The following is a 20171-nucleotide window of genomic DNA, read 5'->3' as shown; positions in this document are numbered from 1 at the left end:
TGTTCCTTGATGAAATCGGCGACATGAGCCTGAAAACGCAGGCCAAGATTCTGCGCATCTTGCAGGAGCAGAAGTTTGAGCGCGTGGGCGGGCGCAAGACCATTATGGTGGATGTGCGCGTTATCGCCGCCACCAACAAGGACCTGCAGGAGGAAATCAAGGCCGGCAACTTCCGCGAGGACCTGTACTACCGCTTGCGCGTCTTCCCCCTTGAGGTGCCGCCCCTTCGCAGCCGCGGCAGGGACGTTGTTTTGCTGATTGAGGAATTCATTGCCCGGCTGACCAAGATGCATGGGTTCCGCGCCATGTCCTTTACGCAGGAGGCGCTGGATTGCATCCAGCGCTACCCGTGGCCCGGCAATGTGCGTGAGCTGAAAAATTTTGTGGAGCGGATGCTCATCGTGCACGGCGGCTCCGAGGTTGGCCCGGAAGACCTGCCCGCCGAATATTTGCAAGCCGCCTCAAGCGCCACGCAAAATGCCGATTCCGCCGTTTCGCCGGGGATTATGGACTTTAAGGAAGCCCGCGCCGACTTTGAGGCGCGCTTTCTGCGTCAGAAACTGCGCGAGTGCGACGGCAATATCACCCGCCTTGCCGAATCCATCGGCATGGAGCGGTCCTACTTGTACCGCAAGCTCAAGTCCTTCGGCATCCAGTCCGATTGATGCGCCTGTGCGCCCCGTGAATGACAACGCCCGGTGGGGAAACCCGCCGGGCGTTTTTTTGCCCCTCGGGTCCGGATTTTTCTTCGACGCTGACCATGCAAAAAAAGGCGCGCCCCCCGGATGAGGGACGCGCCGTAAGCGGGCAAAAGGGGTGGATTATTTTTCAATCCAAATCATGCTGGCCATGCGGCCGCAGGTGTTGTTGCGGCGGTAGGAGAAAAACATCTCCGGCAGGCTGTAGGTGCATAGGTCCAGACCAAAGATGTGCCCGGGGCGGATGCCAGCGGACAGCAACTGGTCGCGCGTGAGGCGCCACAGGTCCACGGAGGCGGTGTCCGGGTCAAAGTAGTCCTTGAAGGCCTTGCCGAATTCATCGTGAAAGTTCTGGAACTGGCTCCAGCCCGGGCCAAGGCTTGGGCCGCGTACGGCGTAGACCTCTTCCGGCGGCAGGTCGTATTCGCGGCAGAACGCCTTCACGCCCGAGGTGGGGAAGTGCAGGGCGTTGCCGCGCCAGCCCACGTGCAGGGCTGCGACGTATTTGCCGCTGGCGTGGGCCAGCAGGATGGGCTGGCAGTCCGCCGTCTTGATAATCAGGGCGCGGCCGGGGGCGGTGGTGGCGATGCCGTCGGCCTCAATGCTGCCCTCCACCTCAATGTCCGTCGGTTCCGGCTCAAAAATCATTTGCGGGCCGTGCACCTGCCGCACTTCCTGCCAGGTCTCAAAGCCCAACTGGCGTTGGAGCGCCTTGCGGCTTTCGATAACGTGGTCCGGGTTGTCGCCAACCTCCAGCGAAATGTTTGCGTTGTCGAACGGTCCCTTGTCATCGCCGCCCATACGGGTGCCGAAGTAGCAGTTGACCTTGTCCAGACCGGGGAACTGAAAGGGAATATAGCTCATGTCCATAGAATGCCGTCCTCAGTGATTATGGCGTGCATGGGAATGTCCCATGAATCCGCAGGAAGCGAGTCCACAACCTGAAAGCTGTAGCCCAGCCCGAAGCGAAGCGAATTCTTGGCACAGTCCCCTGCGAGATATCTATCATAAAACCCCGCACCAAAGCCAAGCCTGTGCCCCTGCCGGTCAAAGCCGACACCGGGGATGAGGACGACATCCGGAGCGCATGCAAAAAGCCCCGGACAGACCTCTGGGGCCGGTTCGGGGATGCCGTACTTGCCGGGTGTCAACTCGTCCGTGCAGGTGACGCAGGCCACGTCCATCACGCCCGGTTCATCCGGGCGACAGCGCGGGAGGAGCGTGCGTACTCCTCGTGACCACAATTCGTCAAGAAGTGGCGTTGTGTCCACCTCGTTTTTAATGGGAAGGTACAGGAGAATCTCGGTGGCGGAGCGCCACTGGGGCAAAGCCCGAAGAAACGCAAGAATGCGGGCGCTTTTGCCGGTGACCGCCGCTTTGGGCAGGTCGGCGCGCTGGCGCAGCAAGGATGCCCGTATGGCGGCCTTGTCGGGAGGGATGTTGTCCATGTCTCTGGCGGTTTATGATTGGACCGTTTTGTATTATCGTCGCCGAAGTCGCGCGCGGAAGGCCTGCGCTGCGCACGGAAACGGAGTGTACACATTCTTGCCCGTTCTTGAAAGGGACCAGATATGACGAATTTACAAAGATATTGGATAGGTTGTGGCGACCTGCACGGCTCCGCCGCTCAAGTTGCCGTCATTCCCGGCATTGCCGGGGCGCAGGGCGTCATCGTCAGCGGGGATATTACCACCGCCGGCGGGTTGGACGTGGCGCGGCGCGTCATTGCCGACGTTGCGGCGGCCAACGGCAACATCCACGCCCAAATCGGCAACATGGACGACCACAGCGTCACGGATTGGCTGGAGGCCGAGGGCATGAACATGCACGTGCGCGCCCGTGAGCTTGCCCCCAGTGCGGGACTTATCGGTGTTGGCTGCTCGTCGCCCACGCCCTTTGGCACGCCCTGCGAAGCGTCCGAGGAGCAAATCGCCGCGTGGCTGGACGAGGCCTACGCCAGCGCCCGCGACTGGGACGCGCTACTCCTTGTCGCGCACGACCCGCCCTTTGAGACCGCGGCGGATAAGCTCCCCGGCGGCATGCACGTGGGCAGCCGCGCCGTGCGCGAGTTCATCGAACGCGTGCAGCCGGACGTGTGCCTGTGCGGCCACATCCACGAAGCCCGCGCCGTGGACCACCTTGGCGCAACCACCATCGTAAACCCCGGCATGCTCGATAATGGCGGCTACGCCGTCATCACGCTGGAGGATGGCCGCTTTTCCGCCGAGTTTCGCATTCTTGGGGAGGAGAGCGAGGGATGAAGCTGATTTCGTGGAACATTAATGGTTTTCGCGCCGTCGCCAAGAAGGGCTTTTGGCAGTGGCTGGACCAGTGCGACGCTGATGTGGTGGGCGTACAGGAAATCAAGGCCGAGCCGCATCAACTCGCCGCCGACCAGCGCAACCCCGAGGGCTGGATGGCCTTCTGGAATCCTTCCAAGGTAAAGAAGGGCTACTCCGGCACGGCGTGCCTGTGCCGTCAGGCTCCGCTGGCGGTGTCCTACGGCCTTGCCGACGAGCGCTACCGGGGCGAGGGACGCTGTATTCTGCTGGAGTACGAGCAGTTTTATATGTTCAATATTTACTTCCCCAACGGCGGCATGGGGGACGACAGGCTCCAGTACAAGCTGGGCTACTACGACGCGTTTTTGGAATACGCCGAGGAACTGCGCAAAAAGAAGCCCATCGTGGTCTTTGGCGACTTCAATACCGCGCACAAGCCCATCGACCTTGCCCGCCCCAAGGAAAACGAAAAGATCACCGGCTTTTTGCCCATTGAGCGCGAGTGGCTGGATAAGCTGGTTGCCTCGGGCTACATCGACACCTTCCGCATGTTTGACGACGGGCCGGAAAACTACACATGGTGGACCTACCGCGGCGGAGCGCGTGCCCGGAACGTGGGGTGGCGCATCGACTACGTGTTCGTCTCCGAAGAACTGCGCGACAACGTGAAGCGCGCATGGATTGAGCCGGACGTCACCGGCTCCGACCACTGCCCCCTTGGCGTGGAGCTGGAATTCTAGCTCCTGCATCAGTCAACAACGCAGCATCAACCGCCCATCCGGCCCACCGGGTGGGCGGTTTTGCGTGGTGTGCTGGGCGGGGGATGGTGCCCGCTGGAGATGGATTGGGCGGGCTTTGTGCTGTGGGGTGAATGGTTGGCGATGCGATAGGGGCTGGTTGGTTGCCAAAACGGTCGCTTGGTGCGGCGCTGTGAAGCGGTCTTTCTGGCCGGGCTGGGCGCTGTATGTGAAAAATCTTTTTGAATTGACAATGTTGCGTCAGTAATAAAGACTTCTAGTGCTCGTAGATTATGGACCTGCGTGCCGGGGCCGCTGTGGTGGGCGCCTGATTTAGGGCGCGCGCTGGTCGGCGGGCCGCACGCCGCTTTCGAGACCTGAAGTCGGAGGTTGATATGGCGGTTGTGGATTCCACCATGCACGTTGAAAAGCCCGGCAGGGCGGCGGCGTACATGGACTGGCTGCAGATGTTGACCGGGGCGGGACTGGTGCTGTTTATGTGGTCCCACCTTGTGCTGGTGTCCAGCATCCTGCTTGGGCGGGGCGTGATGGACGCCTTGGCGTGGTTCTTCGAGTACACCTATATGGCGCAGGTGGGCGGGCCGCTTATCGCGCTGGTGATGGTGGTTCACTTCGTCCTTGCCGCGCGGAAGATCCCCTTCCGCATGCGCGAGCAAAAGGCCATCTGGAAGCACTCCCGCGCCATGCGGCACACGGATACGTGGCTGTGGCTGGTGCAGGTTGTTACCGCCATGGTGGTCCTCATTCTTGGTTCCATCCACCTCTGGGTGGTGCTCACCGATTTTCCCATCACATCCATAAAGAGCGCGGCGCGCGTGCAGGGCGGCTGGCTTATGGCGCTGTATCTGGTCCTTTTGCCTGCGGTGGAACTGCATGTGGGCATTGGGTTCTACCGCATTGGCGTCAAGTGGGGCTTTATCCGCAGCGATAGGCGCGGCATCCTCAAAAAGCGTGAGAATATCGTGACGCTGTGCTTTATCGCCATCGGCTTCATCACGCTGCTTCGGTTCTACTTCATGGACCTCTTCTAAAGCTCGCAAGGGAACGCATCATGCAAACTTTCGTGACGGATGTGCTGTCCATCGGCGCAGGGCTGGCCGGGGAACGTGTTGCCATTGAGGCCGCTGGGGCGGGGTTCGACTCCATCTGCCTCAGCATCGTTCCGGCGCGGCGGTCGCATTCCTCGGCGGCGCAGGGCGGCATGCAGGCGGCGCTGGGCAACTGCGTTATGGGCGAGGGCGACAGCCCGGACGTGCACTTTTTGGATACTGTGAAGGGGTCGGACTGGGGCTGTGATCAGGAAGTGGCGCGCCTGTTTTGCGACAATGCGCCCATTGCCATGCGCCAGATGGCGCACTGGGGCGTGCCGTGGAACCGTGTGGTGGGCGGGAAGAGCTTTTACTACAAAGGCGGCGAACGCTTCGAGAAATTTGAGAAGCCAGAGAACGAAGGCCTTATCACCGCGCGCAACTTTGGCGGCACCGCCAAGTGGCGCACCTGCTATACCTCCGACGGCACGGGGCACACCGTGCTGTACACCATGGACAACCGCGCCGCCGAGCTTGGCGTCACCGTGCACGACAAGGTGGAGGTCGTCTCGCTCATCCATGACGGGCACGAGTGTATGGGCGCCATTGCCCGGTGCCTGCGCACGGGCGAACTGCGCGCCTATCTGGCCAAGGCCACGCTGGTGGCGTCCGGCGGCTTTGGCCGCATCTACCGCGAGTCCACCAACGCCGTCATTAATGACGGCGGCGCGCATGCGGCGGTGCTGGACACAGGTGTGGTCCCCCTTGGCAACATGGAGGCCATTCAGTTCCATCCCACGGGCATTGTGCCGACCTATATCCTCGTCACCGAGGGCTGCCGCGGCGACGGCGGCACGCTCCTTGACGTGAACGAGGAGCGCTTCATGAATACCTACGAGCCGGACAAGGCCGAGCTTGCCTCGCGCGACGTGGTCTCGCGCTGGATGATGCACCATATCCGCGAGGGCAAGGGGGTAAAGAGCGCCTATGGCGAGCACCTGTGGCTGGACATCCGCCACCTTGGCGAGGAGCACATCCGCGTCAAACTGCGCGAGGTTGACGACATCTGCCAGAATTTCCTTGGCATTGATCCGGTGGAGAGCCTGATTCCCGTCAAGCCCGTGCAGCACTACTCCATGGGCGGCGTGCGCACGGACAAGGACGGCAAGGCCTACGGGCTGGAGGGGCTGTTTGCCGCTGGCGAGGCCGCATGCTGGGACATGCACGGATTCAACCGCCTTGGCGGCAACTCCCTTGCGGAGACCGTGGTGGCGGGCATGGTGGTTGGGGCCAAGGTTGTGGAGTACCTCAAGGGCCGGGACGCCACCTGGACCACCGGCGCTATGCGCAACGCCGCGGCGCAGGTGGAGGACCGCATTTCGCGGCTGGCGTCCGGCGCGGACGGCGACGAAAACGTCTACGCCGTGCGCGATGCTATGCAGGACGCCCTGCAGGACGGTGTGCATATTTTCCGTACGGGCGCAGGGCTGGAAAACGCGGTGGAGCGTCTGCGCGAGGTGCAGCAGCGCGCGGCGCGCATTGGGCTGAAGTCCGGCGGCCATGGGCCGAATCCGGAGCTTGGGCTGGCGCTGAAGTTGCCGGGGATGGTCCGGCTGGCGCAGTGCATTGCCTATGGCGCGCTCCAGCGCACCGAAAGCCGGGGCAGTCATGCCCGCGAGGACTACCCCGCCCGCAATGACCGCGACTGGCTGAGCCGCACGCTGGCCACATGGCCGGACAGCGGGGCGGACGTGCCCACACTGCGCTACGAAGCCGCAACGCAGGTGATGGAGATTCCGCCCGGCGACAGGGGCTATGGCGGCGGCAGCATCATTTCCATGGACAGCACAAAGGACTAGGCATGGCACGCACACTTACCTTTGATATTTTCCGGTACACGCCTCAGGACAAGGACAGCGCCCCGCATATGGAAACGTTCGTGCTGCCTGAAACGCCGTCCATGACGCTCTTTATCGCGCTGACGCGGATACGCGAGGAGCAGGACCCGTCGTTGCAGTTTGATTTCTGCTGCCGCGCGGGGATTTGCGGCGCGTGCGGCATGCTGATCAATGGCCGCCCGGACCTTGCCTGCAAGACCAAAACCGCAGACCTGCCGGAGCGCATCACTTTGATGCCGCTTCCTATCTTCAAGCTTGTCGGCGACTTATCCGTTGACACAGGCAGCTGGTTCCGGGAAATGTATTCGCGCGTCGGTTCATGGGTGCACACGGACAAGGCGTTTGACCCGCTGGCCCAAGAGGAGCGGATGGACAACGCCCTTGCCAATGACATTTACGAGCTGGAGCGCTGCATTGAGTGCGGGTGCTGCATCGCAGGGTGCGGTACGGCGCGGATGCGGCAGGACTTTCTGGGCGCGGCGGGGCTGAACCGCGTGGCGCGGTTCATGCTGGACCCCCGCGACCAACGCACGGAGACGGAGTACTTCGAGGTCATCGGAGACGACGAGGGCATTTTCGGCTGTATGGGCCTGCTGGGCTGTGAGGATGTGTGCCCCAAGGGGTTGCCGCTGCAGAACCAGCTGGGCTTTTTGCGCCGCAAGATGGGCCTTGCCGCCATCAAACGCTTTTTACCCGGCAAAGGGTAAATGCCCGTCAGAAGGCGAGAGGAAGGAGAGACACAATGCGCATAGTGGAGGCGTCCACCATCACGGCGGCAGTCGCCGGGTTGGTACGGGAGGCCAGTGTGAAACTGCCGGACGACGTGAAGGCGGCGTTCCGGAAAGGGCTGGAGGACGAAGACTCCCCGGCGGCCCAAGAGGTCTTCCGCGAATTGCTCGAAAATTCCGAGCTTGCGGAGGAAACGGGACTGCCGCTGTGTCAGGACTGTGGATTGGCCGTCTTCTATGTGGACGTGGGCGAGGACGTTCACGTGGAGGGCGGGCTGAAGCAGGCCATTGAGGACGGAATGCGGCAGGGCTACGCCGAAGGCTACCTGCGCAAATCATCCTGCGACCCCATGACCCGCAAAAATACCGGGGACAACTCCCCGGCCATTATCAATTTCGACTTCGTCCCCGGCGATAAGCTGAAAATCGCTTTTATGGCCAAGGGCGGCGGCTCCGAGAATATGTCCCGCGTGACCATGCTCACCCCCGCGCAGGGATGGGAGGGCATCCGCGAGTTTGTTCTGCGCCGTGTCATCGAGGCCGGACCCAACCCCTGCCCGCCCACCATGCTGGGCATCGGCATTGGCGGCACCTTCGAGCGCGCGCCCATCATGGCTAAGCACGCCCTGATGCGCGGCCTGAGCGAGGCGCACCCCGATCCGGAAATCGCCAAGCTGGAAGAGGCGCTCCTGACCGATATCAACAAGCTGGGCATTGGGCCTATGGGCCTTGGCGGCACGACCACCTGCCTTGGCGTCAAGATTGAGATGGCGCCCTGTCATTTGGCCAGCCTGCCGCTGGCTGTGAATGTGCAGTGCCATTCCATCCGGCATGAGGAGGTGGTGCTCTAATGGCCGAATACCATTTGCAGGCTCCGTTGACTGATGCGGACGTGGCGCAGCTTCGGGCGGGTGATGTGGTGTTTTTGTCCGGCACGGTATACACCGCGCGCGACGCCGCCCATAAGCGCCTGATGGATATGATTGATAACGGCGAGCAGCTCCCCTTCGACCTTGCTGGCAGCGTTATCTACTACGTTGGGCCAAGCCCGGCGCCGCCCGGACGTCCCATTGGCGCGGCGGGGCCCACCACCAGCTACCGTATGGACACCTATGCCCCGCGTCTGCATGAGCTGGGACAGAAGGCGTCCATAGGCAAGGGCAAGCGGAGCTCCGCAGTCAAGGAAGCCCTTGTCCGCCACACTGGCGTGTACTTCGGCGCAACGGGCGGCGCTGGCGCGCTACTGTCCAAGTGTATCACGGCCGCGCGCGTCATCGCCTTTGACGATTTGGGCCCGGAGGCCATCCGTGAACTGACGGTGGAGAACTTCCCGGTGCTGGTTATAAACGACTGCAAGGGCGGCGAGCTGTACGCCAAGCCCGACCTTGCCGCCGTTGGCTTGGAAGACGCCTAGCCGTTTTCGTATGAAAAGCTTTGGGGCCGTCCTTTGCGGGGCGGCCCTTTTTCCGTCCCGTTGCGCGGGCGTGTTGCGGCGCGCCGGGCTTCGGGGCACAGTGGAGCCATGCCCATGCATTTCACTCTGCGCGAGGCGCAGCCCAAGGACATTCCCTTTTTGGTGGATATCGTCGCCCGGACCATGCCCGAGATCTACCGGGGCATTGTGCCCGCCGAGGATATGCCGGAACGCATTGACGAGGTGAACTCGGCCTTGCTGCTCCAGTGGCCCAGCATCCGCGTGTGCGAGTGCACCGGAAACGGCGCGGGCGCGGCGCAGAAGGCCGGAGACGCGCTGTTGCACCCCGGCGGAGGTGGCGGCGCGCTGGCCGGGATGGTGAATGTGGTAAGCGGCTCGCACATCAGCCTGCTGTGGGTGGATACCTGCTACCATAGGCAGGGAGTGGGGCGGATGCTTCTAAAGCATGCCGAATCGGCGATTTTTGCCGCCGGGCACGCTGAAGCCAGCCTTGAGGTCTACAAGCCCAATGTGCGTGCGGTGCAGTTTTATGCCGCCCATGGCTGGCGTACGCAGGAGGAATTTGTGGGGCGCGTTGGCGCGGTGGTACTGCGTATGGTGAAGCGGCGCGCGGCTTCGCCCATGCCGCCGTCGGCCACGGGCTAACGCCCGCGCAGTGCGGCCCGGAGGATGCGAAGTGCGTTACGCGCCGGGAGCTGGCGAAGACAGAAGCGCCATGCTGCGGGGCCAGCCCAAGAACGCAGAGTGTTGTGCGCCCCGTTCAAAACAAGAAAAGCCGCCCAAAAGGGCGGCTTTATCCGTGCTATTCCATCAGCTTGTTGGCTTTATCCTTGAGGGAGTCAACAGCCTGGTCAATCTTCTTGCCCGCCTTTTCCGCGGGACCTTCGTCCTGACAGCCAACCACCGTGGCCAGCATGATGCAGGCGCAGGTGATGATGAACAGTTTTTTCAGCATCTGCATGGTTTCTCCATGGGCATCGTTATGGTGAGGGTGCCGCGCCGCGCAGGGCGGCGGTAGCAGTTTTTCAGCATGTACGAAAGGTTTTGTATTTTTGCAAGCGCAACCTTTGCTGTTAGCTGGTGTCTTTGCGCTCTGCGTTGCGCTGGGCCGCCGCGCAGAGGGCGTTGTACTGCGGCAGGACGGGCAGGTAGCGGTCCAGCTGGGCCAGCAGCCCCTCCACAATGGCGGTTGGCGGCGCCGCGTCCAGGTCAAAGGACTGGTTCTTGACCGCCTCCACCAGAAAGCTGTGCAGGTTCACCAGCAGGCAGCCGCGCAGGACTTTGCCGTCGGTGTGGCCGTCTGGAGGCATGTGCTGGGGACGTAGGGCGTCGTCGAGGCTCCCTGCGCCGTAGTCGAGCAGGCGCGTGAGCTGGGCGATGTCCGTGTCCAGCGCTTCGTCCTGCGCGGTGTAGGTGGCGGTTTGGAATTCGCGGATAAGGCGCAAGGGCGGCGTGGTGCCAAGGTTCACCAGCGCGGTGCCCAGTTGATGGACCGCGCCCGTATGCCCGCCGTACTTGCGCTCCAGCGTTTCCATGGTCTGCGCTCCGGCGCTTTTGAGCAGGGCGATGAGGGTCTCCTGCGGGGGCTTTTTGCCCAGCAGGCCGCGCAGGTTGGCGCGGATGGGCGTGATGATGTCTGCCGCGCGGGCGCGGGCCGCCTTGGACGTGAACATATTATTCAGAAAAACAAGGGTGCGCCCGCCGGAACGCAGCACATCGTCCAGTGTGCGGTCCGGCTCAAGCAGGGCGCGAAGGTAACGCTTGTCTGCCTTGGCTTGCCCTTGTTTTTCGGGGGCGCAGCTGGCGCGCAGGGCCTGCGCCGCGCGCTCAAGGCGGTCGTCGGAGAGCGGGCGCATGGCTGCGTCGAGGCTGGCGGTGAGTTGGTCCGGGCCGAGAAAGCGGTATCCGGCCTCCCCGGCGATGATGGGGCGCATGCCGTCAAGGGGCCGCTCCACGCGCAGGATGGCTTCGCGCAGGGCCTTGTCGATGGTTCGCGCCGTGCTGGGGCGATGTGCGCCGCGGCCCATGGCCAGTAGCGCCGCAATATTGCCCGCACTGGCCGCCAGCATATCCGGAGACTCCCGGTCCTCGGGGAGGAGGGCGTCGCCAAGTCCTAGCCCTGTGCACACGCGCTGGAGCTTTTTGTTCAGGGCGTAGACGAGTTCCGGCGGGAGTTCGCGCTTGAATCGCGTCCACCGTGCGCCGTCCCAGATAAAGCGGCGCGAGCGCGCCTCAATGCGCTGGCCGCCCGGCGATTCCACAAGGCAGGGCACCGTGTCGTCCCCGGCCTGCTCATGGAGCAGGTGCAGACGCACCCTGTCGTTGAGGGTGATGGCTGTTTCATGCACGCATCCCCACTGCGCAAGGATTTCTGGCGAAAGGGGTAGATCCTGCGGGGTGTGGATGCCGCCCGCATGGATGCGCAGTGTGCCGCGCACGCGCCGCACCGGTGACGGACCGCCCTGTATGGCCTCAATGTCCACGGTCAGCGCGCCGTGCAGGTCAATGTCCGCGCGGATGGGGGCGACGCCGCGCAGGGTCATGCGCCCGTCCACGCGGGTCAGTTCCGGCGGGAAGACGGCTGTGGTGACCTCTGCGGCGTAGATGATGTCCGACAGCCACGCCCCGTCCCGGAAGGGGATGCGCCCGCGCAGGCCGGTGACCGGGTCGTCCACGATGAGCACCCGCCGTTCCAGCGCATTGAGGAATGCTGTCCACTGCCGGACGGCGTCCTCCGTGGCGGGCAGGAGCACATCCGGCAAAAAGCGCAGTTCGCCATGGCGGCAGGTGATGCCGCGCAGCAGGCGGCCGTCGCGTTCACGCACGATGTCCTGCACGTCCGCGGCGATTTCCTCAATGAGCCGCTTGTGGTGCCCGGAGGCGACCTGCCCCAGCACATGCCGCGCGGCTGTGCTGCGGGCCGTTTCCGGGCGCGCGGTAATGAGGCTGACGCCCTTGTCCACGATTTCCTTCAGGTCCTGCGTTGCCTCGGGGCGTCCTGCGCGCTGCTCAACCGTTTCAAAACGGTCGGCAAGGATGGCGTTCGCCTTGTGGTAGCCCATATTCATGGCGTAGAATTGCGGCTTCTGCCGGGGATTTTAGAGGATTTGTCCATGGTCAGAAAACAGTAGCACGCCACATGATACATGGAAAGAATCCACCGCCCGCGTGCGGATGCGATGTCGCTTCATCTATAATTATGTATGTGGGGATAGTGGGCGCGCGCAGGGACTGCGGGGCATATTTACAATTGACGCGGGGCCAGCCCTGCGGTAGCAACCCCGCTTCCGGGCCCGTTCGGGTCATGCTCACCTGCAAGGAGAAACCATGAAAGAGCAAAGTGAATTGCATCTTACTGTCGGCGTGAACGATCCGCTTTCCCCGGCAAAGGCATTGTTGCTTGGTTTGCAGCATGTCTTGGCCATGGATTTGTACATCGCGCCCATCGTTTTGGCCGGTATTCTTTCCATGACCGTGTCCGAGACCGCCTTTTTCATCCAGATGACGTTCATCGCCGCAGGCATCGCCACGCTGGTGCAAACCGGCTTTGGCATCAAGCTCCCCGTGATGCAGGGCCCCTCCTATGTGCCCATCGGCGCCCTTGCCGCCATTGGCACCACCATGGGACTGCCCGTGATGTTTGGCTCGCTCTTTAGCGGCGCGCTTTTCGTGACGGTTCTTGGCTGGCCCCTCAAGATGCTGGGCCGCATCGTCCGCCGCATTATTCCGCCGCTGGTTGGCGGCACCGTTATTGTCGTGGTGGGCATTGCCCTTATGCCGGTGGCGCTTAGGGGCGTGTACAACGCACCCGGCGACCCCGTGAATAACTGTATTGTGGCGCTGGTCGCTGGCGCTGTGCTTGTGGCGCTGATGGTTCTGGGTGCGCGTTTTCACGGTGCGGGCCAGATTCTGCGCCTGACGTCGGTTATCCTGTCCATGGCTTGCGGCACCGCTGTTGCGGGCATCTACGGCCTTGTGGATTTCACTCCGGTGACCGAGGCCGCATGGGTGGCCCTGCCTAAGCTGTTCCCCTTCGGCATGCCGCAGTTTGACCTTGCCTCGTCCCTGACGCTTATTTTCATTTATTTCGTTGTGCTTGTTGAGACCACGGGCACATGGTTCGCCGTTGGCGCTGTAACCGGCGAAGAGCTCTCGGACAGCCGGCTCAACGGCGGCGCTGTGGGTGAAGGCATTGGCTGCCTTGTGGGCGCGCTGTTTGGCGGCACCCCGGTTACTGGCTACTCCACCAACGCGGGCATCATCGCCGTCACGGGCGTGGCCAGCCGCTGGGCCGTTATGGGCGGCGGTGTGGTTCTGCTGGTGCTCGGCCTTATGCCTAAGCTGATGAACGTTATCGCCTGCATCCCCGGCGTGGTCATCAACGGTGTGTTCGGCGTCATCTGCGTGGTCATCTCCATGAACGGCTTCCGCGTGGTCAAGGGCGTGAAGCTGGACGAACGCAACATGCTGGTGGTGGGCCTGCCCGTCCTTTTGACGCTGGCCGCCGTGCTGATGCCCAAGGAACTTCTGGACCGCCTGCCGGAACTGGCCCGCTATCTTGTGGCCTCCGGCATTGCCGTTGGCGCGCTGTCCGCCGTTATCCTGAATCTCATCCTGCCGGAGAACAAGGACAGCTAACCGTCCTTGCCCCTGCGCCGCACCTTGCGGAGCGGGCGACATATCATGCACACTGCGCACCAGGCATCTTGGCCCGGTGCGCGGTGCTATTTCTGGCCGCCCGCGTATGGTGCCCCATTCGATATTTCAACAACCTGCCGATGCCTGTGCACCGGCGCCTGTAACAGGAAGTGATACACATGGCTCAGACACTCATCAGGAATGGTTTTGTCATCTCGATGAACGCCGACCGTCAGGCGTTCGAGAACGGTGATGTCCTTGTGGAGGACGATCGCATTAAGGCCGTCGGCATCGTCCCCGAGGACATGATTGCCCCGGACGCGGACATCGTTGACGCCACGGGAAGCATTGTTCTGCCCGGTCTGGTGAACACGCACGTGCACACCTCGCAGCAGCTGGAGCGCGGCCTTGCCGATGACGTTGACCTGTTGACGTGGCTGCACGAGCGGACATGGCCCTTTGAAAGCAGCCTCACCGACGAGGACTCCTATTTTTCCTCGCTGGCGTGCGGGCTGGAGCTGATACGCTCCGGCGTGACCGCCTTTGCCGAGGCGGGTGGCCAGAAGGTGGACAGCATGGGCCGCGCCGTGACCGACCTTGGCCTGCGCGCCGCCCTGTGCGAATCCATCATGGACTGCGGCGAAGGCCTCCCCGAAGGCTGGGTACGCAGCACCGACGAGTGCATAGAACGCCAGCTGGCGCATTACGACAACTGGCACGGCAAGGCCGACGGACGCATCCGCACGCAGTTTGGCCTGCGCACTATTTTTAATTGCTCCGACGATCTCATCACCCGCACCAAGGCCCTTGCCGACGAGAAGGGCGTTGCCATCCACATGCACGTGGCCGAGGTGCTGGAGGAAGTCCGCTTCGTGCAGGAAACGCGCGGCGCCACCACGGTGGAGCACATGCACAAGCTGGGCGCCCTTGGCCCCAACCTGCTGGCCGTGCACACCGTATGGATGACCCCGCGCGAGCTGGACATGTTCCGCCTGCACGACGTGAAGGTCTCCCACAACCCCGCCGCTGCCATGAAGGTGCTGGGCTTTGCGTTCATCCCCGAGATGCTGGAGCGCGGCATTGCCGTGTCCATCGGCACCGACGGCGCGCCCTGCAATAACCGCATGGACATGATCGACGAAATGTGGCTGACCACGCTCCTGCACAAGGGCCGCACCCTGAATCCCAAAACCGTTCCGGCGGAGTCCATCATCGAGATGGCGACCCTGAACGGTGCCCGCTGCATGCTGTGGGAGGACGAAATCGGTTCCCTGGAACCGGGCAAGAAGGCTGACCTTGTGGTGGTACATCCCCGCAGCGCCGGTACCCTGCCAGTGCACGACCCGGTCTCCGCCCTCGTGTACGCCATGCATTCCTCGGACGTGGAATCCACCATGTGCAACGGTCAGTGGCTGATGCGCGATGGCAAGGTCCTCACCGTGGACGAGGAGGCCGTGCTGGAGGAAGCGAAGAGCCGCGCCGCATTCCTGCGCAAGAAGGCGGGCATTGAACTGCCCGACCGTTTCCCCACCGTGCGCGTGCGCTAACGCGGCGCCTTTATATACCGCACCAAAAAGCGCCCCGGTCCGTCAGGACCGGGGCGCTTGTCGTTTCAGGCAGCGTGGGAGGGGGCTTTAGAAGTCCAGCCCGTAGTTGTCCACCACGCAGGCGATGCGCTTTTTGGCTTCGCCAAGTCTGTCGCTCAGGCTCTTTTTGTAGCTGTCGATGTCAATATTCACGGTGGCAACGCCGGAATCCATGGCGGCTTTGGCCACGGCGGCGGCCACATTCTGCAGCACGCGCGGGTCAAAGGGGCTGGGGATGACGTAGTCAGTGCCAAAGGCCATCTTGTGGGAGTACAGGGCCTGCACGCTGTCCAGCACCGGCTCCTTGGCGAGGTCGGCCAGCGCCTTGGCGGCGGCGAGCTTCATTTCCTCGTTAATGGCGGAGGCGCGTGTATCCAGAGCGCCACGGAAGATGGACGGGAAGCCCAGCACGTTGTTGATCTGATTGGGGTAGTCCGAGCGGCCGGTGCCCATGATGCAGTCCGGGCGGGCGGCCTTGGCGTCGTCGTAAGTGATTTCCGGGTCCGGGTTGGCGCAGGCGAAGATGATGGGCTTGTCGGCCATGGAGCGGACCATGTCCTGCGTCACCACGCCCTTGGTGGACAGGCCAAGGAACATATCCGCACCCTGCATGACCTCCGCGAGGGTGCCGTAGTCCTTGTCCTGCGCAAATTCGGCCTTCTGCGGCGTCAGGTTTTCGCGCCCGGCGTGGATAAGCCCGCGCGAGTCGAACATGTAGACGTTTTCTTTCTTCACACCCATGGAAATGTAGAACCGGGTGCACGCGCTGGCGCTGGCGCCCGCGCCGGAGACCACAACCTTCAGGTCCTCAATCTTCTTTCCGGCAATGTCGAGGGCGTTGATGATGCCCGCGCCGGAAATGATTGCCGTGCCGTGCTGGTCGTCGTGGAAGACCGGAATGTTCATCTGCTCCTTGAGCGTCTCCTCAATATAGAAGCACTCGGGAGCCTTGATGTCCTCAAGGTTGATGCCGCCAAAGGTGGGTTCCAGCAATTTGACGCAGTCGATGAGCCTATCCGGGTCCTCGGTAGCGAGGTTGATGTCGTAGACGTCGATGTCTGCGAACATCTTGAAGAGCACGCCCTTGCCCTCCATGACGGGCTTGCCGGCCAGCGCGCCGATATTGCCAAGGCCCAGCACAGCAGTGCCGTTGGAGACCACGGCCACAAGATTGCCGCGGCTGGTGTATTCATAGGACAGGGACGGGTCGTCCTTGATGGCGAGGCACGGCTGGGCAACCCCCGGCGAGTAGGCCATGGAAAGGTGCTTCTGGGTAGAGCAGGGCTTCACGGGAATGACCTCGACTTTTCCTTTCCGGCCCTTGGAATGGTAGTCGAGTGCTTCTTCCTTTGTGAACAGTGGCATGGAGCGGTCCTCCGGGGGTTGAGAGTTGGCGCGTGGTCGCTGCGCGGGCGTGCATTTGTCGCGGCGTAGGGCAGGCCCGTGCGTCGCATGATGTTCTTCTAAGGCTCCGAGAGTATTGCACGTGTTGTCTTATTGCAAGTGGCGATACGTCCTGCCGCGCCCCCATACGCACCCCCTCCATGTGGCCCCAAGTTGGCCCGAATCTTGATTGTCTGCCTCCAGTGAGCGCGCCGCCCTGTGGCGGCGTGGTGGCCGAACCCTCGGCAACCCCCATCAACACTGGATTCTGTGCAGAATATGGCAACACGTACTCTCGTCATCAATTTGACCCGCTTCGGCGACCTGCTGCAAACACAGCCTGTTATCTCCGGCCTGAAGGCCCGTGGAGACACCGTCGGGCTGGTCTGCCTGCAGAATTTTGCCCCGGCGGCGGGGCTGCTGCGGGATGTGGACGCGGTGTTTGGCCTGCCGGGCTCCACCTTGCTCTCCTGCCTTGATACCAACTGGCGGGACGGGCTGAAGGTGTTTGCCGACTGGTCCGGCCATATCCGCGATTTCGCCCCGCAGCGCGTCATCAATTATACGTCCACCTTGCCTTCGCGCCTGCTGGCGCGCCATATCGACGCGCCCGAGGTTGCAGGCTACACGCTGGACCGCTTTGGTTTTGCCCTCAATGCTTCGCCATGGGCGGCATTTCTCCTTGCCGCCTGCAAGCGCAGGGCGAACAGCCCGTTCAACCTCGTGGACCTGTTCTGGTCCCTTGCGGGACTGCACGGCGGCCCGCGTCCCTACGTGCTGAACCGCCCAAGCCGCGAGGACAAGCTCACCGTCGGCGGCATGCTCGCTGCGGAAAAGTCCCCGGAGGCGCAGGGATTTCTTGCCGTGCAGCTTGGCGCCAGCGCAGAGTTCCGCCGTTGGCCCGTGGAATATTTTGCCCGCCTCGCTGGCGATGTGTGGAAACGCCATAGGCTCAGCCCCATGCTCCTCGGCAGTAAAACCGAAGTGCATCTGGCCGAACGTTTTCAGGAGCTGTGCCCCGCGCCTACCGTCTCCCTTGCCGGGCGGACCAATCTGACCCAGCTTGCCGCGGCCCTGCGGTTTTCCCGCATGCTCGTCACCAACGACACCGGAACCATGCACCTTGGCGCAGGCCTCGGCATCCCGGTGTGCGCCATCTTTCTCGCCACGGCCCAGCCGTGGGATACCGGTCCCTACACCGAGGGCGCGCTGTGCATTGAGGCCGACATGGACTGCCATCCATGTGGTTTTGACGCGCCGTGCACCACGAACCACGCCTGCCGCCGCCGCGTGCGTCCCGAGGCCGTGGGGCGCTACGTTTCGCGTTACCTCGACACAGGCGACTGGGCCCTTGCCCGTGGCGACACGCCACCGTCCGGCGTTCGCGTGTGGCAGAGCTTCGTCAATAGCGCCGGGGCGATGGACCTCTTTTCCCACACCGGCCACGACGCCGACGACAGAACCGCGTGGATTCGCCTTCAGCGGCATTTCTATCGTCAGTTTCTTGACGAGCAGGCCGCCGTCTCCGGCGCGCTACCGCCCGTACAGCTTACGGAAGCCGCCCGCGCCGAAGCGCATGAGGAATTGCACCGCGTGGAGCAGCAGTTTTTCGTCCTCATGCAGCAGGCCGAGGCCATATCCAAGGCCCCAGTCGCACCACTCAAAAAGCGGTTCATGGCGAATTATGAGCGCCTGTCGGCACTTTCTGCCGAGAGCCACCGCCTTGGCGTGATGGGCGACCTCTGGCGCGAGCAAGCCCACGACCTCGACGGCGACTTTTCCCGCATGTCCGGCCTTGTTGGTCGCTATTACGGGTTGGCAAAGGCTTGGCGGGAAAGCATATCTGTAAATGGCATGTAATTTGTATAAAACTAAGAGAAGTGTGCTGGGCACACATTTTTTCCTAAAAGGAGGAGCGAGATGATTGTTATCGATGGTCAGGAAACTGGGCTCAGCGTCAACAACTTTGCCAATCTTGAAGAGCTGCTCGTCAAGGTCATGGCGGAAGACGCGCTGGACAACCGCATGGTGACCGACGTTATCGTGAATAAGGAATCCTTTTCCGAGATCTACCCCCATCAGGCGGAAGATATCCCGGCTCAGGAAATCGAAAGCGTCGAAATCAAGACCATGGCCGTGCCCGAAATGGCAGTGAACATCACCCGCGAGCTGTACAAAGTCGTGCAGCTGATGGCGCACGGTGGCCGCAGCGTGGCCGAACTGTTCCGCCAGGCAGATGATGCCGAAGCGCTCGAACTGTATCAGGACCTGCTGGACGTCACCCGCGACTTCCTCGGCATGATCGGCGTCCTTCGTGACGAGTTCGGCCTTAAGGAATCGCAGGAACTCAACGATAGTCTTGAAGAGATCACCAGCTTGTTCACCGAAATGATCGAAGTGAGCGAGAACGAAGACTGGATCCTCCTCGCCGACCTGCTGGAATACGAATTCCTCGCCTGCGTCGAAAAGTGGAAGGTCGTTGTTGCCAAGCTCCGCGAGGACATCCGCCACAAAGCCAAGGCAGCCTAATATGTCCGATTGTCTGCGATTGCTGGATCAGGCCCTTGATTTGGGCCAACAGGAACTGGATTCCCTCGCCGTAGGGGACGTCGACACCACCGGCGACCTCGCCAACGAGCGCGGGAGACTCATCGAAAAAGCGTGGTCCTGCAAGGACGACGACGGTGTAGACGTGAATGTCCTGTTCACCAAGCTCCGTCGGCTGCGTAGCCTGCAAGGCCAGCTCACCACGGAAGCGAAGCGCCTCCACGCCAGCCTTCGTGACGACATCGCCCGCATCAAGGACGAAGGACGCCGCATGAAGGGCTACGGCAACTCCACCAAGGTGACGCCGCTCTTCCAAAGCCGCCTCATAAGTAAACGAGGCTAAGGCCAAGTGGAAAAACGGAGCCTCGCCTCCAGCCAATAAATCGTCATGTGTACCAAGGCCTTTTCAGGATGAAGAGGCTTTCGGTACGCATTTCCCGCTCCCGCCAGTGCTTGGCATCGCCACGGCGACACGATATACCGCCGCCATGCCACAGCCCATCCCAAGCAGAACCATCCCAGCCAATATGCAGGGCGTGCGTCTCGACCACGCCCTTGCTTTGCTCTTCCCCGAGGCCTCCCTGCGGGAGCGCCGCCGCGCATGGGAGCGCTACATCGTTCTCGTCAACGGCGTCTCCCGTCCCAAGGGCTACCGCGTCCAGCACGGGCAAGAGCTCACCCTCAAGCCGCGCCCCGGCCAGCACAGTGAAGCCGAAGCCGCCGCGGTCCCCCAAGGTGTTCGCGTCGTCGGGCAAAAGACCGGCGTCATGGCCGCACTCTTTAAGCCCGCCGGACTCCATACCGAGGCCATAGCCGGGCGCCCGGCCCCCTGTGTGGAAGCCGCCGTCCCCCATCTGTGGCCGAGCCGCTACGCCCAGCTCGTCAACAGGCTCGACCAGCAGACCTCCGGACTTGTTCTCGTCGCGCTTTCTGAAGACGTTCGGGCCGCCTATCGCCAGTTCGAAGATGCAGCCAAGGTGCGCAAGCGCTACCTCGCCGTCGTGGACGGGCAACTCGCGGCCCCTACAGTCGTTCGGAATGTCCTCGATATGTCCCGGCGCAAGCATGTCAAAGCGCTCCCCGACCTCGCCGCCGACCCCGTTCGCGCCACCCACCTCACCCCTCTGGGTGAAGTCGGGCAGGGCCGCACACTCGTACAGGCACCCATCCTCAAAGGCGCTCGTCACCAA

Annotated in this window: 20 protein-coding genes; 15 read left to right on the top strand and 5 right to left on the bottom strand. The window is 62.6% G+C overall.

Annotation, left to right across the window (positions count from 1 at the left end; translation table 11 throughout):
• Positions 1 to 665, top strand: a 665-nt coding sequence (locus tag ACY69P_RS03360) for a sigma 54-interacting transcriptional regulator (RefSeq protein WP_462326566.1), incomplete at its 5' end; no start/stop codon positions are given.
• A gap of 156 nt (positions 666 to 821) precedes the next feature.
• On the opposite strand, the gene ACY69P_RS03355 is transcribed toward ACY69P_RS03360, so the two are convergent.
• Both ACY69P_RS03355 and ACY69P_RS03350 read right to left on the bottom strand, forming a co-directional pair.
• Positions 822 to 1568, bottom strand: coding sequence for a purine nucleoside phosphorylase YfiH/LACC1 family protein (locus tag ACY69P_RS03355; protein ID WP_404843059.1), 747 nt, complete (start codon positions 1566 to 1568; stop codon positions 822 to 824).
• Entirely contained in the window at positions 1559 to 2146 is a 588-nt protein-coding gene (locus tag ACY69P_RS03350) for a 5-formyltetrahydrofolate cyclo-ligase (protein ID WP_404843058.1), read from the bottom strand. The genes ACY69P_RS03355 and ACY69P_RS03350 overlap by 10 nt, the downstream gene beginning before the upstream one ends.
• Positions 2147 to 2269: 123 nt before the next feature.
• On the opposite strand from ACY69P_RS03350, the gene ACY69P_RS03345 reads away from it, so the two are divergent.
• The 8 genes from ACY69P_RS03345 (at position 2270) to ACY69P_RS03310 (ending at position 9472) form a co-directional block, all read left to right on the top strand.
• Positions 2270 to 2959 carry a metallophosphoesterase family protein gene (locus ACY69P_RS03345; RefSeq protein ID WP_462326565.1) on the top strand — a complete coding sequence of 230 codons (690 nt, stop codon included), beginning with the start codon at positions 2270 to 2272 and terminating at the stop codon, positions 2957 to 2959.
• On the top strand, positions 2956 to 3720 hold the full coding sequence (locus tag ACY69P_RS03340; protein ID WP_462326564.1) for an exodeoxyribonuclease III: 765 nt from the start codon (positions 2956 to 2958) through the stop codon (positions 3718 to 3720). The genes ACY69P_RS03345 and ACY69P_RS03340 overlap by 4 nt, the downstream gene beginning before the upstream one ends.
• Before the next feature lie 392 nt (positions 3721 to 4112).
• Positions 4113 to 4769 carry a succinate dehydrogenase/fumarate reductase transmembrane subunit gene (locus tag ACY69P_RS03335; protein WP_459901583.1) on the top strand — a complete coding sequence of 219 codons (657 nt, stop codon included), beginning with the start codon at positions 4113 to 4115 and terminating at the stop codon, positions 4767 to 4769.
• A gap of 20 nt (positions 4770 to 4789) precedes the next feature.
• Positions 4790 to 6625, top strand: coding sequence for a fumarate reductase flavoprotein subunit (locus ACY69P_RS03330; RefSeq protein WP_462326563.1), 1836 nt, complete (start codon positions 4790 to 4792; stop codon positions 6623 to 6625).
• Between the two features lie 2 nt (positions 6626 to 6627).
• Entirely contained in the window at positions 6628 to 7371 is a 744-nt protein-coding gene (locus ACY69P_RS03325; protein WP_459901587.1) for a fumarate reductase iron-sulfur subunit, read from the top strand.
• A 35-nt stretch (positions 7372 to 7406) separates the two neighbouring features.
• Complete coding sequence (locus ACY69P_RS03320) at positions 7407 to 8243, top strand: fumarate hydratase (protein ID WP_462326562.1); 837 nt, start codon at positions 7407 to 7409, stop codon at positions 8241 to 8243.
• Positions 8243 to 8806, top strand: a complete 564-nt coding sequence (locus tag ACY69P_RS03315) for a Fe-S-containing hydro-lyase (protein WP_459901590.1) — start codon at positions 8243 to 8245, stop codon at positions 8804 to 8806. The genes ACY69P_RS03320 and ACY69P_RS03315 overlap by 1 nt, the downstream gene beginning before the upstream one ends.
• Positions 8807 to 8920: 114 nt before the next feature.
• Positions 8921 to 9472, top strand: coding sequence for a GNAT family N-acetyltransferase (locus tag ACY69P_RS03310; protein WP_462326561.1), 552 nt, complete (start codon positions 8921 to 8923; stop codon positions 9470 to 9472).
• Positions 9473 to 9629: 157 nt separating this feature from the next.
• Here ACY69P_RS03310 and ACY69P_RS03305 read toward each other — a convergent pair whose 3' ends face one another.
• The gene (locus ACY69P_RS03305; RefSeq protein ID WP_459901594.1) at positions 9630 to 9788 is read right to left on the bottom strand and encodes a transport-associated protein; all 159 of its coding nucleotides are present in this window, start codon (positions 9786 to 9788) and stop codon (positions 9630 to 9632) included.
• Between the two features lie 112 nt (positions 9789 to 9900).
• Positions 9901 to 11895: a hypothetical protein gene (locus ACY69P_RS03300; RefSeq protein ID WP_462326560.1), complete on the bottom strand. Its 1995-nt coding sequence runs from the start codon at positions 11893 to 11895 to the stop codon at positions 9901 to 9903.
• Positions 11896 to 12154: 259 nt separating this feature from the next.
• Here ACY69P_RS03300 and ACY69P_RS03295 point away from each other — a divergent pair, with 259 nt between their 5' ends.
• Positions 12155 to 13465 (top strand): solute carrier family 23 protein, encoded by a 1311-nt coding sequence (locus ACY69P_RS03295; RefSeq protein WP_462326559.1) that lies wholly within the window; start codon positions 12155 to 12157, stop codon positions 13463 to 13465.
• A gap of 179 nt (positions 13466 to 13644) precedes the next feature.
• Positions 13645 to 15012 (top strand): amidohydrolase, encoded by a 1368-nt coding sequence (locus tag ACY69P_RS03290; protein ID WP_462326558.1) that lies wholly within the window; start codon positions 13645 to 13647, stop codon positions 15010 to 15012.
• Between the two features lie 87 nt (positions 15013 to 15099).
• Here the strand turns inward: ACY69P_RS03290 and ACY69P_RS03285 are convergent, their stop codons facing one another.
• A complete protein-coding gene (locus ACY69P_RS03285) occupies positions 15100 to 16416 on the bottom strand; it encodes a malic enzyme-like NAD(P)-binding protein (protein WP_462326557.1) in 1317 nt (438 codons plus the stop codon).
• Positions 16417 to 16713: 297 nt separating this feature from the next.
• On the opposite strand from ACY69P_RS03285, the gene ACY69P_RS03280 reads away from it, so the two are divergent.
• The 4 genes from ACY69P_RS03280 to ACY69P_RS03265 all read left to right on the top strand — a co-directional run.
• Positions 16714 to 18294, top strand: coding sequence for a glycosyltransferase family 9 protein (locus ACY69P_RS03280; RefSeq protein WP_462326556.1), 1581 nt, complete (start codon positions 16714 to 16716; stop codon positions 18292 to 18294).
• A 60-nt stretch (positions 18295 to 18354) separates the two neighbouring features.
• Positions 18355 to 18963: a hypothetical protein gene (locus ACY69P_RS03275; RefSeq protein WP_459901604.1), complete on the top strand. Its 609-nt coding sequence runs from the start codon at positions 18355 to 18357 to the stop codon at positions 18961 to 18963.
• A 1-nt stretch (position 18964) separates the two neighbouring features.
• Positions 18965 to 19324 (top strand): hypothetical protein, encoded by a 360-nt coding sequence (locus ACY69P_RS03270; RefSeq protein ID WP_404843042.1) that lies wholly within the window; start codon positions 18965 to 18967, stop codon positions 19322 to 19324.
• Positions 19325 to 19469: 145 nt separating this feature from the next.
• Positions 19470 to 20171, top strand: a 702-nt coding sequence (locus tag ACY69P_RS03265) for a pseudouridine synthase (protein WP_462326555.1), incomplete at its 3' end; no start/stop codon positions are given.

The sequence above is a fragment of the Desulfobaculum sp. genome (assembly GCF_054921475.1).
The sequence above is the reverse complement of the archived record's forward strand: the minus strand, read 5'-3'. Positions and strand labels throughout refer to the sequence as shown.

What these genes read in the sequence shown, in the direction of transcription:
- ACY69P_RS03355 (WP_404843059.1), bottom strand. Translation starts at nt 1,568, where the DNA reads ATGGACATGAGCTATATTCCCTTTCAGTTCCCCGGTCTGGACAAGGTC.
- ACY69P_RS03350 (WP_404843058.1), bottom strand. Translation starts at nt 2,146, where the DNA reads ATGGACAACATCCCTCCCGACAAGGCCGCCATACGGGCATCCTTGCTG.
- ACY69P_RS03345 (WP_462326565.1), top strand. Translation starts at nt 2,270, where the DNA reads ATGACGAATTTACAAAGATATTGGATAGGTTGTGGCGACCTGCACGGC.
- ACY69P_RS03340 (WP_462326564.1), top strand. Translation starts at nt 2,956, where the DNA reads ATGAAGCTGATTTCGTGGAACATTAATGGTTTTCGCGCCGTCGCCAAG.
- ACY69P_RS03335 (WP_459901583.1), top strand. Translation starts at nt 4,113, where the DNA reads ATGGCGGTTGTGGATTCCACCATGCACGTTGAAAAGCCCGGCAGGGCG.
- ACY69P_RS03330 (WP_462326563.1), top strand. Translation starts at nt 4,790, where the DNA reads ATGCAAACTTTCGTGACGGATGTGCTGTCCATCGGCGCAGGGCTGGCC.
- ACY69P_RS03325 (WP_459901587.1), top strand. Translation starts at nt 6,628, where the DNA reads ATGGCACGCACACTTACCTTTGATATTTTCCGGTACACGCCTCAGGAC.
- ACY69P_RS03320 (WP_462326562.1), top strand. Translation starts at nt 7,407, where the DNA reads ATGCGCATAGTGGAGGCGTCCACCATCACGGCGGCAGTCGCCGGGTTG.
- ACY69P_RS03315 (WP_459901590.1), top strand. Translation starts at nt 8,243, where the DNA reads ATGGCCGAATACCATTTGCAGGCTCCGTTGACTGATGCGGACGTGGCG.
- ACY69P_RS03310 (WP_462326561.1), top strand. Translation starts at nt 8,921, where the DNA reads ATGCATTTCACTCTGCGCGAGGCGCAGCCCAAGGACATTCCCTTTTTG.
- ACY69P_RS03305 (WP_459901594.1), bottom strand. Translation starts at nt 9,788, where the DNA reads ATGCAGATGCTGAAAAAACTGTTCATCATCACCTGCGCCTGCATCATG.
- ACY69P_RS03300 (WP_462326560.1), bottom strand. Translation starts at nt 11,895, where the DNA reads ATGAATATGGGCTACCACAAGGCGAACGCCATCCTTGCCGACCGTTTT.
- ACY69P_RS03295 (WP_462326559.1), top strand. Translation starts at nt 12,155, where the DNA reads ATGAAAGAGCAAAGTGAATTGCATCTTACTGTCGGCGTGAACGATCCG.
- ACY69P_RS03290 (WP_462326558.1), top strand. Translation starts at nt 13,645, where the DNA reads ATGGCTCAGACACTCATCAGGAATGGTTTTGTCATCTCGATGAACGCC.
- ACY69P_RS03285 (WP_462326557.1), bottom strand. Translation starts at nt 16,416, where the DNA reads ATGCCACTGTTCACAAAGGAAGAAGCACTCGACTACCATTCCAAGGGC.
- ACY69P_RS03280 (WP_462326556.1), top strand. Translation starts at nt 16,714, where the DNA reads ATGGCAACACGTACTCTCGTCATCAATTTGACCCGCTTCGGCGACCTG.
- ACY69P_RS03275 (WP_459901604.1), top strand. Translation starts at nt 18,355, where the DNA reads ATGATTGTTATCGATGGTCAGGAAACTGGGCTCAGCGTCAACAACTTT.
- ACY69P_RS03270 (WP_404843042.1), top strand. Translation starts at nt 18,965, where the DNA reads ATGTCCGATTGTCTGCGATTGCTGGATCAGGCCCTTGATTTGGGCCAA.